Consider the following 18,191-nt stretch of genomic DNA (forward strand, 5'->3'; position numbering starts at 1 on the left):
ATGTCGCTTAACGACATCAGGCCGCAACCAGTTCGCCATGAGCGGCGTATTCGTACGAATGTTCGTACAGATACGTGGTAGAGATGTCGATGTCACCGCCGCACCAAGTCAGGATGCCGTGATCGATACGGAAGTCCTCGAACGTCTTCTCATCCCGCAATGGGGCGAAGGCGGGAGCATCGTCGTACATTTCGGTGAAATCACACAGGCGCGTCTCGCCGGTGGAGAACGTCACCAGCATGATGTGGTCATCCGTGACGCGGGCCGAACGGATTTCCAGTTCCTGAGCGGGTTCATCCGCATACAGGATGCCGTTTACCTCGAACATGACAGGCTCCCTTCCTCACGAAAGCGGCTTGATACGGTCGAACGGACGTCCGGACACGGCCTCGTTCCACGCCTTGTACAGCTCATCCTCATGCAGCACCAGCCATGCGGCCACCAGCTTGTACTGCTTGGCTGGAAGTGAGCCTGCCAGCAGCTCGCCGTCGATGCCGATGGATGCCTTGAAATCGCCGTAGTACACATGGACGTGCGGCTTGTGATGCTCGCTCTCGTCCTGATACATCTGCGAATGATGACCCCGAGGATCTGTTCTCCCACAACTCCTTCCCCAATCGGTATCTCATATGAGAAGAGGATTATCTCAGAGTATAGTCATACGGCAGAGTAACACCCTCCTCTATCAGATATCGACTCATAAGTTAAAATCAAGGGTTGAGAACGGCATGTGCACAAGAAAGGTGAATCATATGGAATTCGAGGAAGCAATCAAAGCCGTCGCAGCCAAAGTTGCCGATTTGAAGGACTCAATCGAAACCGAAGAAGCAACCAAAACTGCGTTCATCATGCCGTTCATCGGCCAAGTGCTCGGATATGACGTATTCAACCCCACAGAGGTCGTGCCCGAATTCACCGCTGACGTTGGCGTGAAGAAGGGCGAGAAGGTCGACTATGCGCTCGTGCTCGACGACCAGGTGCAAATCCTCATCGAATGCAAGAAAATCGGCGTCCCGCTCTCCCTCGAAAACGCCAGCCAGCTCTACCGCTACTTCGCCACCACAAGAGCGCGCATCGGGGTTCTCACCAACGGTCAGGTGTGGAACTTCTACATGGACATCGACGAACCCAACCGCATGGACTCCAAGCCGTTTCTCGTGCTCGATCTGCTCGACATCGACGAAACCATACTGCCGGAGCTGAAAAAGCTTACCAAGCCCGCATTCGACATTGAATCCATCGCCAACAGCGCCGAAGAGCTGAAATACGTCGGCGCGCTGAAAAGAGCCGTGTCAGACGAGTTCAAGAACCCCTCGGACGAATTCGTCAAGATGCTAGCCGCACACGTCTATGACGGCGCATTCCGACAGAATGTCATGGATAAATTCCGTCCCTTGGTCGAGAAGGCATTAAAGCGATTCCTCTCGGATCAGGTCAACGACCGACTCAAAACCGCGCTCGGAGCCGACGACATCAAAATGGGAACGGCAGACCCCGAGGAAACCGATACCACGCCGGAAGAGGGCAACGAGGAACCCGACGACGGCATCGTGACCACCGAAGAGGAAATCGCAGCCTATCGAATCATCAAGGCCATCGCATGCCGCGTTGTCGACCCCGCCCGAGTCACCATGCGCGACGCGAAAAGCTACTGTGCGATCCTCTTGGACGACAACAATCGCAAGCCCATCGTTCGACTTTTCTTCAATACGAAGCAGAAGTACATCGGCCTCTTTGACGAAAACCACAAATGCGAGCGCAAACCCATCGACGATTTGAACGGCATCTATCAGTTCGCCGATGAGATTGCCACTGACGTGGAACAGCTACTGGCTCAGTGACATCTACCGACCCGTACATGCTCGTCGCGGCGGAACCGTCCACCCTTTGGACGAGTCAAAGAGCGCGGATGCATGAAGGAGCGCATACGTACAAAACGCCGTAGACATTAGCATCGTCCTCGCCTTAAGTGTCAAACAGTCCCGGCCACTCTTCTTGAGCGCCGGGACTGTTGCATCCAATCAGCGTTTCATGATTGTCGTAACGACACGGAATCTCTCTGCTCTGATCTTGCTGCACCATTGTTCGGGTGTCATAAGTACCATTGGCGGGATGATGTCCGCTTTTCGCGGTTCGAGAACTTTAATCATTTTTCGGTCATAGGTGAGGCATATTCGCTGGCATAGCGCCGATTCCGGGTGTATATCGGCTAGGCATTTCATCACGCTTCCGTCTTCGTAGTCCAGTGGCGGATTCAGGTATGTGCCATTGAGGGGCGTTATCGTTCCGCCGGTCGTTTCAATGAGGCTGTATATCATTTCGATGATGGGCTGCGCTTCGTCGAAGCTCCATCCGAGTCCTGAATCTTCCGCCGATCCCTGTCCTTTTGGCTGTCTGGCTTTATAGGCCACGGTCTCGAGAATGTGGATGCCGGAGCATATTTCAATCGGCGAGCCATCGGGAAAAGGCTCTAGAAGCGTAGCGAACGTGCAGAACACGTCGCTTGCGTTGCGTCTGCTTCTGGCTTCCCGCAACCTGTTCTGAAAATCGTCAATGGTGAAGCCGCGGCCAAGTTCGCGAGCCGCGGTGAGATAGACGTTGACGTCGGGGACAACGACGTATGGGGCGTTCTGCGGCATCGGGCGGCCTCAGGAAAGGGTAAGGACACGTGCGTTCCGGCGGGCGCGGGAGAACAGTTCGTCGTACATGCCCTCGTTTTCCTGCGGCTTGCAGTAGTTGCCCGGCGTATGATCAGAGGCGGTTTGCGATCTGGTCTCCGCATCCAGCTCATAACCGGGCCACGCCTCCACTAGTTCATTCCATGGAATGGGACGGAACGGGCCTTGTTCCCGGTAATACTTGGACCATGGCCCCATGTCATGAGTGGCGTTCACCAGGTTTCCAGGGCTCAGGGGTGCGAATTCCCCCCATATACGGGAAAGGGTGTCAAGCTGTTCCTCGGTCAACGGCTTAAGTTCTGTACGGGGTTCGTGAATGTCGCTATCCCCGGAATCGCCATATGTCTTACGGACAGCTTCGGTGACGGGGCCGTATGGATACGCCATCACTTCCTCATCGTAGAGTTTCTCGTGATTGTCATAGCCGTACAGGCTCTGAGAAAGCGATACGAGCTTCTGCAGAGCCAGTCTGCTAATCGGGCATCCCTCCTGCTCGGCGACCGCGATGAACCATGCGGCCACATCGAGGCTACTCAATTGATTCGTCATGTCAGGTCACCTTCTACCGTAATTGGTCTGAGGCGAGCATTATAAAACTCTTTTCCCTCATTGTAAAATGAATTACACCAAATATAGATGGCCGTGTCTTTTTTATCCGCTACGCGGAACTCTCGATGAGACGTGTTCCATGCAGCGGGGCGCAAGGCTAGGCGACCTCCTCGACCACTTCGACGTCGATGACGTCGAAGTGGAGGTATGAGATGGCGTTGCCGAGCAGGGCAGCAAGCGCTGCCGTGTCCCCGTAGGTGTACCGGTCGGTCAGGTGATGCCGGTGTGTTCATGATGGCGGTGCGCGCGTCGTCGGGCATGTTCGCGCGGGCCGTCATGCTCGCCGTCCAGTGGCGGGCGGAATGGACGTTGACCATCGGCAGGCCGGCGGCCTTCAACGATTTCCGCCAGTTGTAGCGCTCCGTGGAGCTGCGTACCGGGTTGCCGCGCGAGTTCGTGAACACGAGCTGGCGGGGTCCGATGCCCAGCCGTTCGATGCGCGCCCACAGGCGGCCCCACAGGCTCTCCGAGACCGGGACGAACCGTCTCGCGGCCCTCGTCTTCGGGGTCGTCAGCCACAGATCGCCGTACAGATGCTCGGCCTTGAGCCACCCCGGAATCTCCACGTCCCCGGGAAGTCCGTACTGCTGTATCTGCTGGCATACATCGATGCCGGGCACTCCGTCCCGGCGCTTCAACTGGAACGGCATGAGCGCATACCGCTCCCCCTCCCTCATGCCGGCCGCGAACGCGAGCTCGAACAGCAGCGCCCACGACTCGTCCACGTCCGCCACCGGCTGGGGGCCGCGCCGCTTCGCGCCCCGGTTGGGCACGGCCTCCAGCAGACGCTTCGGCTGGTCCGGGGCGAGTATCCTCACGTCGTTCGGCTCCACGCGGGGCGGACGCACCCTGCGGCACGGGTCCACGGGGATGAGCTCCTCCAATTCGGCCTGATCGAGCATCATCTTCAGGCTCACGAAATGGTCCTTCAACGTCGAGGGGGCCAACCGCTTGGACAGCACGCGCATGCATTTGCGGATATGGTCCGGGGTCAGCTCGTCCAGCCGCACGTACCCGATGACCGCCATGCACGCCCTGATGCGCCCCGCCCTCGTCCGGTACGTGGTCGGCTTCACGTTCACCCGGTACTCGTCCAGCCAACGCTGCGCGTAGTCCTTCAGATACGGGCTCTTCTTGCCGGGCAGGAGTCCGGTGCGCTCCATCTCCGTGATCTTCGCCTCGAACCGTTCGCGGGCGTCGGCCTTGGTGCGGCCCTTGGCCGAGACGCAGCGACGCTTGCCAGTGGCTGGGTCTCGGTCTATCTCCCGGCGGAACTCCCAGCTTCCGTCCGCGCGCTGGATGATGCTGCCCGCGCCTTTCGTGCGCCGCCTGCCGGTCGTTGCCATGATGTCCCTCCCTTGTCGGGGAGCGCCTTCGAGCATCCGCCGGGAAGCGCCCTCGAAAAGGGCACTCTATCCGCACTCTATCCGGGTCACAAACGGCCAGAAACGGGGCATAATCGGCCATTTTCCGTTAATCGAAAAACGGCGCGATTCGCACGTTTCCGAGAACCGAAAACGTTGGAATCACGCCGTTTTTGAGGGGTTTCACCCCCTACTTCGAGACATTGAACTTGAACTCGTTGAGTCTCAAATTCTACATGGTCTCGACCTTGTGGAATCGTTGGAACTATGCGGTTTGTGTTTCGCACAGAAAACGATTCGCACAGGTCTTTCGCACAGGAACCGTTCCACTCGGCTCCGTGCGAAAGCAAAAAATAGCCTGTCACCATCACGGTACTTGGTGCCCAACATAGCACCGAACGGAGCCTGACTCACCGAGCCGGGCGGCAGGCGACCCGCATAGCATGAAAGGGCAACGACCATGACCAGCAGCAAGGACGGCGTCGACGCTTCGAAGGGGAAGTCGAAGCGGGTACGCCGCAAGCCCATCGACTACCTGCCGAACGTGAGGCTCTACGAACCCACGAGCAACGACGGGAAGGGCCGGTACTGGCGCGCGAGGGTCACGATGCCGGATGGTCGGACCTCCGACGTGAACGCCCCGACGAGGGACGCCGTGGTGGAGAAAGCGAAGGCGAAGCTGGGCTTCTACGTGCCGGGAGTGAGCACCTCATACCCCACGGTCCGCGAGGCGTGGGACCAGTACGCGCGGTCCGACGCGCACGACGCATGGAACAGCGGCACGACGCAGACGAAGACCGCGCAGATGCGCCGAGTATTCCTCGCCATCGGCGATCTGAGCGTCATGAAGGTCACCCCGAAGGACATCCAGCGCATCGACCTTGAAGGCATCTCCACGAGCCAGCAGACCCGGCTCAGGGCGAACGTCCGCGCGCTGTTCGACTACACAAAGAAGCTGTACGGCACGCAGGACGGGACCTTCTTCGCGGGTCAGATGAAGGTGAACGCGAGCATCGCGAAGGAAAACGCCGCGAAGCGAGTCGTGAGCCTCGGCCTCATCCCCAACACGATGTACGTCGCGTCCCTCATCACGCTCACCGCCTCCACGATGAACGTCACGCCGCTCGACACTATCCTCGACGCCCATGACCAGATGATGCGGCTGCGCTCCCCACACATGAAGCAGCTGCTCGACCCCGCAACCGCCTCCTCAATCGAGGACGGGACCGACAAGGAGCCTGAGTGCATCACGACCATCGACCCGGTCACCGGCGAGAAGCTGCGCACCAGCCCGTGGGTCGAGGTGCCGATGGAGGGGTACGTGAGGGCGAACCCCACCGACGACCTCTGGCGCAGGGGACTGCCGGAGCAGTTCCTCATCAAGCCATACGGCACGCCCCACTACACGCGGGACATGCAGGGCTTCCTGCGCAGGCAGACCCTCGACCGCGCCGAACGCTACCGTATGCTCGCCGCATGGTTCGGCATCGGCGCCGGCGGCGGCCTGCGCATCGGCGAGGAACTCGCCCTCCGCATCAGTCACCTGCTCACGCCCGCGCAGGCCGAGTTCCTGTTCGTCACCGCGCACATCCAGCGATGGGACGAGGAGACCGAGAACGCATGGAAGATCGACGCCATGAAGCCCGGGCCCACGCGCGAGGGGTTCTACGGCGCCATTCGCGTGGACGAGCAGTTCACCCAATCCGGTTCGACGTTCGCGCTCGGGCTGCCGAAGTGGAACTCCCCCGGCAACATGAAGCGCCGAACCGTGCACCTGCCGTACTACCTGCCGTCCCCGCTCCATTCCGGGGACAAGCGGAGCCTGCGCGAGCAGATAGCCGAGCACGTCGCCCGGTTCAAGCCGCATGACAATCCCGAGAACGACGCCTCGTTCTGGAGCAGCACGCCCACGGAGGTCGGCCTCCTCTGGTCCGAGGGATACGTTCCCATCGGCTGGATTCTCCTGCAGCGGCTCACGGACCTGTGGAACAACAAGGCGCTCGACCGCGCCTCCACCGACGCGCTCACTCACGACGTGCTCCTCGGCGAGAAGCAGGCGAACTACCAGCGCATGCTCCTCTTCCCGACCCGCAAGCCGGTGAAGGACAAGGAAGCCGCGAGGAACACGGACATCGCACGGCCCGAGGGATGGACCGGTCAGGTCAGCGTCATCCCCGGAACCGGAAACTACATCCATCCATCGAACCTCCAAGCGGACCTGAACCCCATCTTCGACTACGTCAGCGCCCGCCTCCAGCTCTTCCCCGGCGCGTACCCGGAGGGACACGACCCCGACGCGAAGGGCGGACGCAAGGGATGGACGCACCATTCGCTGCGCCACTACATGGCCAGCAGCCGCATCGCCATGGGCGTTCCCCTCACGCTCATCAGCAGGGAACTCGGCCACGCGAGCCTCTCCACGACCATCAACGCATACATCCAGGTGCTGAACGAGGCGCAAGCCTCCGTTCCCTCCAGCGGGTTCGAGTACTAACGCCACCGGCACAAGGCTCCGCCCCTACGCGAGGTCGCACGGGAGCGGGGCCCATGCGACCTCGCATAAGACGCACCGCAGGACCATGCGGCACGAAAACCCAAAACAAACGCAAAACCAGTATCAAAAACCGTCCATCCGGAAAGTCAGAACCACTCGCGCCAGCCCTCGTTCCCCTCATGACTTGATTAGAAGAGGATCACCAGCGCCGCGATTCATCCTGTTCGCCGAGGCGCATACCTTCGTTCGGAACTGCTTTCGCACCGGTTCCCCCCTCCTGCGCGAAGTCGCACACAGCCTCGCTCGCCCCGCCACGCGAAGTCGCACACGCTCCCGTCATTCGTGCCGCGCGTAGTCGCACAAGCCGATTCCAGCCGCCTCGACGTAGGCCCCGTCGACGCATCGGAGCCCGCGAGAACGAGCGACCTGCGTTCCCGATGACCATCACGGAGCAGCGCATAGTGGCCACCGGCGAGCAGTCGCGTTCCAGCGGCTACCTCAAACCTTCGGGACCAGCCGCACACGGCAGGAATGACAATCGAACAAACGTTTCACAAATCACGAATCACAGGAACGTCACCGCCGAAACCAAGCGAGAACACCAGTCGAACAGAAGTTCGAGGATGAGCGCGGATGGTCTGGAACCATTGGGTTTTCGTGAGGTACGCCGTGTGGTACATTGGATCGCAATACATCGTACATTTGTTCGATTGGTGGTGGTTTGGCATGATTGAGGTCTTCCATCTTGACCGTCTCACGAACCGTCCCGAGCCTTGCGGGGACCCGAGGGGTTGGGCGAAATGCACCTGCGGCAGGCACTACCTGACGAAGCGCGAGGCCGTGGACGCGGGAATCGCCGCCGGCGCCGTGGATTGGACGAGCTTCACCTTCCCGCGCCGCGCGAAGCCCGTGTGCGCCGTGACGCTCGGAACAAGCCGCCTACGCGAGCGAATCATGTCAAAGTGCCGGGAGCGCGTCTCATCGTGGAGGGCGTCGGGCCTGCACATCATCGACCTGCTGTCCCTTCTCGGCCTCGACCCTGAGCGGAGCCGGGACGTCGAGGTGATCGACCGCGTGGTGACCGCCTCGGATTTGCGCGGCCTATCGGCGTTGGATTCCGAGCTGGACCGGGCGTACTCCACGTACCGCTCACTGTGGATGAGCGAGGCGAACGAGGCGCTGTGGATGGGGTCCATGCTCGTGCTTCACGCGGCGATGGGCCAGCCCGAGACGCTGAGCCTCATGGCCGACCACCGGCTCCTTCACCTGTGGACGGAGGACCGGTACTGGAACCGGCGCACGCTGAACGAGCGGACAAACCCGAACGGATCGCTGGACCTGACACCCGTCACGGGAGTGGAATGGTTCGCGGAGCGGATGCTCGAAGCACAACGGGAATCCGCACTCGAACGACTCGGCACGGAACCGGAATCCGCGAGGACGAGGCTCCTGCGCGACGCGCTCGTGAACCGCGACCTGCCGGTGATGATGCGCGGCGGAACCATCGTCCCGAACACGGACGAGGCGATACGCCTGTTCGGGGCGAGGAACCCCGGCGACATCCTCACGGAGCGCGAATCGGACCAGCTCGTGGAGCACGCCTCGTACTGCATCGCCGCCACGGGCGAGGTGGACGTCGACTACGACGCACCGGACCCCATGCGCATCGGCCGGGAACTCGCGCTCACGGCATGACCGGCGAATAGGAACGACGACAGCAACGGAGGGCAGGCGAAGAATGAGCACGGCAATGGGCAGGACCGGAGACCGGAACATCACCGACCTCGCGCGCCAGTACATGACCATCGCGGCCGAACGCAGGAGCATGGAGACTCTCTCCGATTCATGGCGCACGCGCGTCGAACGACATAGGAGCGACTACGTGCTCGACATCGTGAACCGGCGATCCGACGCGGCGCAGTTCAAGCTGAAGAGGCAGGGACGCTGCCCGGCACAGGACCAGTGGAACCGGGGCATGTGGGGAACGCTGCTCCTCACCGCGCTCACCGTCACGCCCGAGGAGCAGAAGGAGTACGCGAGCACCAGCCCCAACGCGAAGCACGGCGCCCGCCTCGTGGCCATCATCGACCCGGAGCGCCTCGTCGTGCAACGCACCATCGACGCGCCCGGCCCCGGCACGTACGAAGTCCTCTACGTCGAAGGCAAACGCGGAGACCTCCACGACACCGGATACGCATGGTGAACCACACGCCACGCACGACGCAGCGACGCAGCGGAAAAACAATCAGGGCAAGGGAAAAACACGGTCGCAAGTGGTCCACGTCGTTCCGGACCCGGCAGTTTGAGAAAACCTTGGGCCACCCGCGCCGCGCCTTTTCATTCCCCGCGTTCATTGGCCAACCATCACTTGCGTCAGCCCTTGCCCTTCTTCGCTTCCTTTTCGCTGTGTTGGCGGGGTCCATCCGTGACCGCGGAAATAGCGATAGGCGGGGAGCATCCTCTTTGACGCTCCCCGCCCGCCGTTGTGCCATATCGGTGAGCGTCAGTCGTCGGCTCGTTCGATGCGGCTCCTGACGGACTTCGCAATCGCCTCGATCATGCTCCCGTAGGGGTCCGCCTCATCGGTGTCCCTACGTGGGTATTCGCGAACCCAGCCGCTCCAGCCATCCGCATACTTGCGCCGGACCGCCGTGCTGTTCCAGCCGTTTGCCTCCTCGCGGGCATCGACCTTCGCATCGTACGTGAACTCGTCACCGTACACAACCGCGTCGCGGTCCTCGTTCGTGGCCCATACGAGGAGGACCCCGAGTCCCGTGACCTCCGAGTCGGATTGGTCGCTTTCATCGTAGGGGTCCGCATCGGCGTTGAATAGGTAGAGGATGCCCCAACCGGGGTCCTCCGGTTCGATGGCGATGCCGCCATCGGGTACCCAATACTCGTCGGAGAAGTCCCAGCCGTCCCACTGGCTGCCGTATCCTATGGAGTAGCGTACGTTCCTGGCCTCGCGCAGCTTGTCCATCACGTCGTCGGCGATGCTCTTCAGCGTTGTCATTTCCTTGTCCTTCCATCGTTGGTCGCCGGTTTCTCCCCCGGCGTTCCCGTTGCCCGTGGAATACCGCGGATCCCGCGTATCCTTGGGTTTTCCTCACGAGGAGCGGGTCTTCGCACCCGTCCCTCGCGGATTCAACGGCAACGCTACCCGCTCTTCAAAGCCGCCGATGAATGTGTTCAAGCAAAAAAGTGACGGAACGGTGAAGAGTACCATGTGAGGCGTTGTCTCGATTGGGAAACGGTGATGAACCACACGGCCAATCGCGAGAAGATGCCGAGATCGGTCGCGGATGGTCTACGTCGTTCGGGATGCCCGACGCGAGGAAGGATCAAGCCCACTCGCGCCGCGCCGTGCCCGCTCGCGGTTCGGTGGTCGTGCGGGGTCAGTGCTTGCCGAACATGCCGTCGAAGAGCCAGATGATCTCCTGCTTGTGCTTCAGCAGCGGCGCGTAGTCGAACCGCGACTCATAGGTCTCCTTGGTCTTGAGGAAGCTGGAGCCGGAGTCGGGATGCCTCCAGTTCATGTATAGCTCCCCGGCTCGGGCGAACACCTCGGTCGGAGCGAGGTAGCGTTCGGGGTTGGTTCCACCCATCTTCTCCCGGTCGATGTTGTCCTTGTAGTCGCGCACGATGCTGCGGAACGTGGGGTCCATGCTGAGCTGCCCGTCCTCGAGCTTCGTGTAGTCGAGGTTGTGGAAGTACTCGTGCGTGAGGCTGTCGGGGTGGCGCGGATCCACGATGACCTCCCTCATGCCGGGGAAGTAGAGGCCGGTGGCGTTGTGCTTGCCGGTGAACCGGAACCGGAAGTTCGTGTCGTGGTCGACCTGCTCGGGCAGGGTTCGGCTCCATCCGTCGAACTCGTGGTCGAGTTGGCGGAACTTGTCGAGGTCGGCGCTGTCATCAAGCTCCATGTGACGTCCCCCGAACGCGCGGGCGAAGCTGCTGGAGCGGATCGCCATGTCGTGCGCCACGTCGCGGTCCTTCTTGTATTCGAAGACCTTCGCGCGGCTTGTGCTGTTGGCACGTTTCGCGTACGCGCGGTTCATCTGGCCGTTGGATTCGTCGTCGAGGATGTTGCCGATGGCGCGGCGGTATCTGCCGCACTGGTCCTCGGCGCATACCCTCGCGGGTCCGGACCACCGCTTCACGTCCCTCTGCAGGCGTTCGAGGTGCGCGACCCGCTTGGATGGGGAGCCGTCGGGGTTGCGTATCTCGCCTATCCGCTGGTCGCACCAGTCATGCACGTGCTGCGCGTAGTCCATCGCCTGCTGCGCCGTGGCGATGGTGTAGCCGTCCCCGAGGTCGAGCGTCGGGAACCCGAAGGGGTCTGCGCCGCTTCCCTTCACGTGGTCCGCGATGCTCTGCATGAGGCCGGTGGTCGCGTCGCCGCTGATCGAGTCGGGATGCCACTTCCAAGCGTGGTTCGCCGCTGACCAGCGGCTGTCCCTGCCGGGCTGGAGCATGACCTGCACCACCTCGGCACGCGCGCTGGGCGTGAGGCCGGGTTCCCTGTCCATCTCCCTCGCGACGGCAAAGGCGGCGAGCACGGAACCGAAGTTGAGGGACCTGAGGTTCTGGCCGGTGCCACGGAAGTAGGCGTTCGGGTACAGGTTCTTCGTGACCCTCTTGCCTCGCGTCACGAAGATGACTCGGTCGTTCGTCGCGTCGTAGTACGTGGCGGTCGAGTCCCTGCCCCCCGTCTCCATGATGCGGTTCGCCCGGAAGCGGCGTAGCTCCTCGGCGCGGCGTCGGAGGAAGTCGTCGCGCGTCGCCCTGCTCGGGAACCGTTGGCTCGTCGGCTGCTCCTCGGCGGGCGAGTATGGGTCGAAAGGCTGGATGTCGGCTCCGGGGTACAGGGACCGGAGCGCGTCGAGCGTAGCCGCCTCCCTGTCACCGTCGAAGTTCCTGTCAAGGTACGTGGCGAGGCGGCCGTTCGCCTTCGCCACGTCATCCGTGGACTTCAGCTCTGGGACCTTGCCGCGCCTGTCGTCCATGAGCGGGATACGGTCCGTGAGGAGCGTCGTGATGCGCTCGGAGCGAGCCTCCCCCGCCGCACGCTCCTCCTCGCTCGGCTCCCCGTCATCCACCGGCTCGGAGCTGGTAGGCGTGGATCCGCCATCATCACTCGGCTTGTCATCCTTGCGGAGGGCGCGGTCATTCCCACCCTTGCGCAGGCCGCCCGTCGCGGATTCAGCATCGGCATCCGATTGGGATTGCTCCGCCTCGTAGGCTCGCTGCTCAGCGGCCTCGATGGCGGGCTGCATCTCCGCGAGCGCGTCCAGCCACAAGCCATCCGGCACCTCATGGCCGACGCCGAGCCTGGCCAGCGGTTCTGGCAGAGGCACGCCGAGGTCGTCCTGGTAGTGCTGGAGCACGGACCACTGGCGGACGGCCCTCGTGGAGTCGAACTCCCGGTGTGCCGCCTCGCCCAACGGGCAGGTGCGCTTCGTTGCGCGGCAGGCCCTCCACACGGACTCGCCGTTCCTGTTCCTCGTCAGGTGCGCCCTCATCGCAATCCCCCAATCCACTCGCAACCACAACGCGGAGTCACGATTCACTCGCCCGCGCGAAAACAGCGAGGCGGACCGCCACCGGCGACAAGGCCGAGGCGGCCCGCCCAATGCTGAACGAATATCCCAACGACAAGAACTACCGGCACCACACGGAACGACGCGCAGGTGGTCCGCGTTGTTCGGGATGAACCATGCGAAGGAAAGACACAAGACCACCGGCGCCCGATCCGTGTCATTCATTCATTGATTGTCGAAGGCCACTCGCGAGCGCGACTCTCCTATTCGCCGGTCTGATTGTCGAAGGCCGCCAACGCCGCGTTTTCCGCCTGCTCTGTCATGCCTTCGTGGTTTGTTGGTTCTTCTTGTCAGGGTTTCACTCGGGTAGGTCAAGGCTTGCCATTGCCTCGTTCAGGTCGAAGGGCAGGTCCGGCAGGGCGGTGTGCTGGTAGAGGTCGGGTCTGGTGATGCGTAGGAGCATGGTCACGGACATTCCCTCGGCGAGGAGGTGCTGGTCGCGGTGCTCGACGAGGTGGTCGCGGCATTCCTTGCGTTTGATGTTGCATATGGTTCCGTCGTGGAGCTTCATGACGGTGTTGCCGGTCCGGACGTTCACCATGACCTTGTACTCGACGCGGCCCCAGCGTTGCTTCAGCTCCGGGGTGCTGGTGAGGATGACGCGGCGGTAGTCGCCCGATTCATCCGGCAGGTCGGGCATCGGTGCGGTTTCCGGCATGATTCTGTCCGCGAGCGCTTCGATGGCGGCGTCCTGCCGTTTCGTGTCGCTCCTCGCGTCCTTCGTGTTTTTCCTCAGTGTCTCGCCCATGGCTGCCTCCCGATCCGCTCGCCTACCGGCGTGATGCCTTAGCGGGTTTCCCTTCCCCACCTTGTTTTCCGTCATTGGCATATCCGGTCGGGCCCGGGGCCTGCATGGGCCGGATCATCGAGAACCAGGCGTCGGTCTTGCGCGTCGCGGGGTGTTTGGATGGTGGATGTGCTTCCTCACCTGCTCAATACGGTGCATGGAGAGGTGGAGTGAGGCGGGGTCGCACGCTTCGTTGCAGCGCTTGGCCGAGCCGCCCCCGGTCCCCCTTCTCGGACGGGCGCGGTGGAGATGAATCGCATGGGAATTCACATGTCAGCGCCATCGGGAGCCGGTCGGCGTTCCGCTTGGCCAACGATACAATGATGCACGGTTCGGCTCGCCGGTGATGCTCCGGACGGTTCCGACCGTCGAGCATTCCTGCATGGACGCCGCGAAGCCCGACCAACGAGCCGGTCATGGAGAAGTTCACAGGACGTCGGGGCCATTCGCCGCGCCGCCGACGCGGGATTCGGCGAGCATCCATCCGCGCTGCTCCACCGTCTCGCGCCCGATCGGTCATGGTTCGGCCCGGTTCCGACGCCGGTTCATGGCGTATGGGCGGGGCGAATCGGAGGTCCGTCCGGCGTGATGCGTGTGAGGCGACCGGAACGGACGAGGGAATGGGTTCTTTCGTGCGTTTCCGTTCGATTCCGTGCGCCTCGGACGTGATTTGTGAAGATTCCATGACGAGCGGCATATCGTCTCACCATGTGGCCATCGTCTCATTTCCAGACACCGTTTGCTCCGGAATCACGAGCCGAAATAAGTGAACAATACCGAACACTCCCGAACACGAACCGCAAACCGAACAGAATGTACACTATCGGTTCTTTTTGCGGGTCCTGGCACCCCGCATGTTTTTTCGATTCCCCCACCCGATTGGTGCGCACAATATACCACCGCGCCAGCGAAGCCGCAACCCCGCCGAAGCCGACCCGAACAACCATCATTCCCCGCCGGGAACCGACGGACAGGCACGAGAGGGAGCGGCGGCGAGGAGCACGCCGAGTCACGACACGGGGGGCGGTCCGCGTCGTTCGCCGCCCATCGACCCGGATAGCCAAAACCACCAGCGCCAGCACCTGTCCTCCCTTGTCCTGTTTGGGTTTTCTGTCTACTCTTCACAGTTCCATCACTTATTTTGTTTTGCCTGTTCCACGGCGCTTGTCCGTTCGCCGGATGATGGGGGCATCAGGTTGCGGGAACGGCCCGCGACGGGGAATCGCCGGGTTCGGCGATTGGAACACAACGCCACGGATGGCGGGAAGGAAGCAGAAGAGATGAATCATCAGTACGGAACTGGTACGACCGCGAAGAGGGACGAGGTGGCGCGCGCCGCTGTGAACCAGAACCTCATGGCCAGGGCGTCGAGGCAGCTTGAGGCGTTGCTCGCCTCCTGCGACCCGCAGCACGAGTGCGACGCGGATCGCGGCCTTGGCGAGCTGGGCCTGAAGCTCATCAAGCAGATACGGAAGGGCACGGGATACTACCGGTTCCTCAGCGCCTGCGGGTACATGGACAAGTCGAAGGTCGAGCGCATCGATTCGGCGCTCGACGCATGGGACGCGTCGCGCGCGGCGCAGCTGTTCTCCGGCAAACTGCCCGGTTCGAAGCGATGGGCGAGGATGCGCGACGGCCTTGACGACCTCATCACCGAGGCCGCGAAGCTCGGCACGCCGGAGACGCTCTACAAGGACGTGCTGCGTGACACGCCCAGCAGCCTCCTGTTCCTGCGCAGGCTCGTGTGGCGCGCCCACCCGCAGGGCGACGACAGGGGAAGGTGCATCAGCCTCGGCGCGTACAACGACGGACAATCCATCGGCAGTATCACCGTCGACCTCCTCGCGAACGCGCCCTCGTGCAAGCTGCTCCAGTACATGGAGGATGACCGGTTCATCACATCCACGGAGCGACTCGCCATCCAGGCGAAGGGATGGGGCGCGCTACACCGGGACGGCACAATCCACTGACACGACTGACGAGAAGGACGGGAACAAAGGCATGGCGCTTGATGACGCGGACAAGCTGGAGCTGCTGAACCAGCGCGTGCGGGGCTGGGCGAACGCCGCGCTGTCCAACTGGGCGGCGCTGGGCGATTGGGTCTCGATCCTCGCCAACCCCGTTATCCCCGATGGGAGCCGTGGCGCGGCGCGCGACCTCGTGCGAGGCATGTGCCGTGGCCCCGTCCTCTCCAAGCGCGCGAGCCTCGAAGGCTACCGTCAGCGGTTCCTCAAACCGGCGGACCTGAAGCGCAGGGACATGTTCGGCGCGTGCATCAACGACGTGCTCCACACGTTCGACATCGCGCAGGGCCTCGCGCTCGCGTTCCCCACCACGGAATCCGTGTGGGACGCCGACAACCTCGACCGGCTCCTCCACGGTCAGGCCATCGGCGAGGAGGACCGGCGGCTCCTCGCCGAGCACGGCCTCGCGGCGGTGGACGACACGGGACTGCCACGAACCGCCATCCACACGCCCGGCACCGCGAACCCCCTGGCCGACCACCCGGAACATCAACCGAACAGGAGGGACCTCGTCGGAACATATCCGGCCAACGACACCGAAGACGAGGAGGAACCGACGACCGAACCGGGACACCGGGAACACCGGGAGGAGGAAGCGGTGCGGGACGCGAGGACCGCCGCCGTGCAGGAACTCCTCGCCACGCTCCGCAACGACCCCACCATCCTCGACGACCTGCTCAGCCTCGTCGAACCCGCCGCAGCATGACCCGCGCAATCAGGAAAGGAGAACGGGAAGGAGAAGAAACCGGCGCCGGTGGTCTTGGTGTTTCGGTGGCCGTCACCCCGCACGGAAAGACCTCAGACAACCAGCGCCGACCCTCGTCTATCCCCTGCCCGGCTGGTTTGCCGCCACCGGCACCGCGTCCACGCCTTGTTCCGGTTCGGTTCCGGCTCGGATCATGGCGAGACGGGCGCCGGGTTCTTGGCCCTGTGCGTCCGCCTGCTTCTCGTGTGGAGCGTGGCCGCTTCCGCTGTCGCCTGCGGTGGGGTTCCCGCTCATTGTCGGGCTGTCGCGGTTCCCGCGCTCCTGCCCTGCTCATATCGGATGGGGTCGTGGATGGTGCCGCCCCTCGGGTCGATGGCGAGTGCTCCAGACGTGCGGAGCCCTCATTTCTCCTTGGTGATGATGCCTTGCTGCATGAGGGCCTAGATGGTGTCGCTCCACCCCTCGTCGGGTAGCGGCTACGCGTCCTCCTCGATGATGGCGGGGATACGGCCAACGGCGATGTCGGTGAGGAGCTGCTGAAGGAACCGTTTCGCCCCACGGTTCCTCCGTCTGAACGGCGCATCGGGAATCGTGAGCCACCGCTCCGGAACACCATGCTCCACCAGCAGCCGTTTGTCCGGCTCCGCGAGCACGCCGTTCCTGACGAGGCCACGGAAGTACGCCGTATCGGCTACGCGACTGGCCCGCGACCGCCTCAACCGGGATGGACCGCACACCGTGGAGAACCACGTCGAACAGGAGCAGAAGGTCATGCGCGTTCACCTCCTTCTTGCCCTTCGCATAGTTCGCCGTCATGTAGACCACACGAACCGACCCGTAGTACACGCGGAACGCGGCCTCACGCCCCGGCAACGACTCCCCGCTCATCGCATCGATGAGCCACGCACCACCGGCACACGCGCCGGCATCCACCACTCCAGCCATCGGAACACCTCATAATCTCCAACAGAAGGACATCGAATATGCACGAATCGGAATCAGCACGAGCGCCACCACGGCGCCCGCCAACACCGAAATATCCGCACATCAGCGGCAAACCACAACAAGCAACAAGGAGAAACAATGACCAGCGAAACCAGACGGAGCAGCATACTCCCCGACCCGAAGCTCATGGCACTCGGCTCCATCATCAGCCTCAACGCGAAACTCATGCTCGACGTCACGCCCGAACCCACCACGCTCATGCTCAACGTGAACGACGCGCTCGCCAGGGCCGGGGTCCCCACACGCGCCGCGGACGGCTCATACCTCACCGCGTACGCCGCCATCCTCGACACGTACGCGAAGGGAGACCTGCGCGGCGGCCTCATCCAAACACACCGATACCTCGACGAAACCGGCACCGACCCGAGGACCATCACCGTATGGAACCGGCTGACCATACCCGACCTGCTCCTCATCACCGCACGAGCCGAAATCGAACCACGCCTCACGAGACGGGACCTCACCGACGCCGAGCACCTCACCCACTACGTCACGGCAGGAATCCTCACACCGGAACAAGCCATCAGCATCCACCACCAAGGCACCGACGCCATCCACGACGGACGAATCCTCACCACCAACCCCACCGACCTCACACCGGACGAGCAACACCAGTACGAGGAATGGCGTTCGCTGGACCTGCCCGCACGACCAGCCACGTACGCCAGCATCCCCGACCCGGCAGCCGGAGGCGCCACCGACGCGGGGAACCCGACGAGGCGAGGGACGAGGCGGCGGTACGAGCAGCAAATCAGTGAGGAGACCACCACGCACATAGCGAATAGACATATATAAACGAGGCTTCTGCTGTTTTCGTGGGTTAGGTTGCTGGTGTTGGTAGTTGGATGTTGAGTCCGCCGCATCTGAGCATGACGAGGCTGATGAGGTTGGTGACGTGGTGGAAGCCGTAGGCCATGCGGATGG

At 62.6% G+C, this 18,191-nt stretch carries 15 protein-coding genes and 1 pseudogene; 7 read left to right on the forward strand and 9 right to left on the reverse strand.

The features are described from left to right. Positions 1–16 precede the first annotated feature (16 nt). Together KIH81_RS11085 and KIH81_RS11090 are read right to left on the reverse strand one after the other, a co-directional pair. Entirely contained in the window at positions 17–328 is a 312-nt protein-coding gene (locus KIH81_RS11085) for a DUF2442 domain-containing protein (RefSeq protein WP_214305374.1), read from the reverse strand. A gap of 15 nt (positions 329–343) precedes the next feature. Beyond that, positions 344–568, reverse strand: a complete 225-nt coding sequence (locus KIH81_RS11090) for a DUF4160 domain-containing protein (RefSeq protein ID WP_214305375.1) — start codon at positions 566–568, stop codon at positions 344–346. Positions 569–752: 184 nt separating this feature from the next. Here KIH81_RS11090 and KIH81_RS11095 point away from each other — a divergent pair, with 184 nt between their 5' ends. Beyond that, positions 753–1,841 carry a type I restriction endonuclease gene (locus KIH81_RS11095; protein WP_214305376.1) on the forward strand — a complete coding sequence of 363 codons (1,089 nt, stop codon included), beginning with the start codon at positions 753–755 and terminating at the stop codon, positions 1,839–1,841. A 180-nt stretch (positions 1,842–2,021) separates the two neighbouring features. On the opposite strand, the gene KIH81_RS11100 is transcribed toward KIH81_RS11095, so the two are convergent. The 3 genes and pseudogenes from KIH81_RS11100 to KIH81_RS11110 all read right to left on the reverse strand — a co-directional run bounded on the left by KIH81_RS11100 (position 2,022) and on the right by KIH81_RS11110 (position 4,633). Beyond that, entirely contained in the window at positions 2,022–2,639 is a 618-nt protein-coding gene (locus KIH81_RS11100; RefSeq protein WP_214305377.1) for a hypothetical protein, read from the reverse strand. 9 nt (positions 2,640–2,648) lie between these two features. Next, positions 2,649–3,227: a Panacea domain-containing protein gene (locus tag KIH81_RS11105; protein ID WP_214305378.1), complete on the reverse strand. Its 579-nt coding sequence runs from the start codon at positions 3,225–3,227 to the stop codon at positions 2,649–2,651. 157 nt (positions 3,228–3,384) lie between these two features. Further along, positions 3,385–4,633 (reverse strand): annotated as a pseudogene (locus KIH81_RS11110) (tyrosine-type recombinase/integrase). A 478-nt stretch (positions 4,634–5,111) separates the two neighbouring features. Here KIH81_RS11110 and KIH81_RS11115 point away from each other — a divergent pair. From KIH81_RS11115 to KIH81_RS11125, 3 genes are all read left to right on the forward strand, one after another. Further along, positions 5,112–7,145, forward strand: a complete 2,034-nt coding sequence (locus tag KIH81_RS11115; protein WP_214305379.1) for a tyrosine-type recombinase/integrase — start codon at positions 5,112–5,114, stop codon at positions 7,143–7,145. 726 nt (positions 7,146–7,871) lie between these two features. Further along, positions 7,872–8,840, forward strand: a complete 969-nt coding sequence (locus KIH81_RS11120) for a hypothetical protein (protein WP_214305380.1) — start codon at positions 7,872–7,874, stop codon at positions 8,838–8,840. Between the two features lie 55 nt (positions 8,841–8,895). Beyond that, entirely contained in the window at positions 8,896–9,348 is a 453-nt protein-coding gene (locus KIH81_RS11125; RefSeq protein ID WP_214305381.1) for a hypothetical protein, read from the forward strand. 300 nt (positions 9,349–9,648) lie between these two features. Here KIH81_RS11125 and KIH81_RS11130 read toward each other — a convergent pair whose 3' ends face one another. The 3 genes from KIH81_RS11130 to KIH81_RS11140 form a co-directional block, all read right to left on the reverse strand. Continuing rightward, a complete protein-coding gene (locus KIH81_RS11130; RefSeq protein WP_214305382.1) occupies positions 9,649–10,158 on the reverse strand; it encodes a hypothetical protein in 510 nt (169 codons plus the stop codon). A gap of 382 nt (positions 10,159–10,540) precedes the next feature. Then, the gene (locus tag KIH81_RS11135) at positions 10,541–12,667 is read right to left on the reverse strand and encodes a hypothetical protein (RefSeq protein WP_214305383.1); all 2,127 of its coding nucleotides are present in this window, start codon (positions 12,665–12,667) and stop codon (positions 10,541–10,543) included. A gap of 376 nt (positions 12,668–13,043) precedes the next feature. Next, positions 13,044–13,493, reverse strand: a complete 450-nt coding sequence (locus KIH81_RS11140) for a hypothetical protein (protein WP_214305384.1) — start codon at positions 13,491–13,493, stop codon at positions 13,044–13,046. A gap of 1,319 nt (positions 13,494–14,812) precedes the next feature. On the opposite strand from KIH81_RS11140, the gene KIH81_RS11145 reads away from it, so the two are divergent. Together KIH81_RS11145 and KIH81_RS11150 are read left to right on the forward strand one after the other, a co-directional pair. Continuing rightward, a complete protein-coding gene (locus tag KIH81_RS11145) occupies positions 14,813–15,502 on the forward strand; it encodes a hypothetical protein (RefSeq protein ID WP_214305385.1) in 690 nt (229 codons plus the stop codon). A 31-nt stretch (positions 15,503–15,533) separates the two neighbouring features. Beyond that, positions 15,534–16,262 (forward strand): hypothetical protein, encoded by a 729-nt coding sequence (locus KIH81_RS11150; protein ID WP_214305386.1) that lies wholly within the window; start codon positions 15,534–15,536, stop codon positions 16,260–16,262. Positions 16,263–16,738: 476 nt separating this feature from the next. Here the strand turns inward: KIH81_RS11150 and KIH81_RS11155 are convergent, their stop codons facing one another. After that, the gene (locus KIH81_RS11155) at positions 16,739–17,035 is read right to left on the reverse strand and encodes a hypothetical protein (RefSeq protein WP_214305387.1); all 297 of its coding nucleotides are present in this window, start codon (positions 17,033–17,035) and stop codon (positions 16,739–16,741) included. Positions 17,036–17,345: 310 nt separating this feature from the next. On the opposite strand from KIH81_RS11155, the gene KIH81_RS11160 reads away from it, so the two are divergent. Further along, positions 17,346–18,062, forward strand: coding sequence for a hypothetical protein (locus KIH81_RS11160; protein ID WP_214305388.1), 717 nt, complete (start codon positions 17,346–17,348; stop codon positions 18,060–18,062). Positions 18,063–18,191: the final 129 nt, after the last annotated feature.

The sequence above is a fragment of the Bifidobacterium miconisargentati genome (assembly GCF_019331675.1).
Taxonomy (GTDB): Bacteria; Actinomycetota; Actinomycetes; order Actinomycetales; family Bifidobacteriaceae; genus Bifidobacterium; species Bifidobacterium miconisargentati.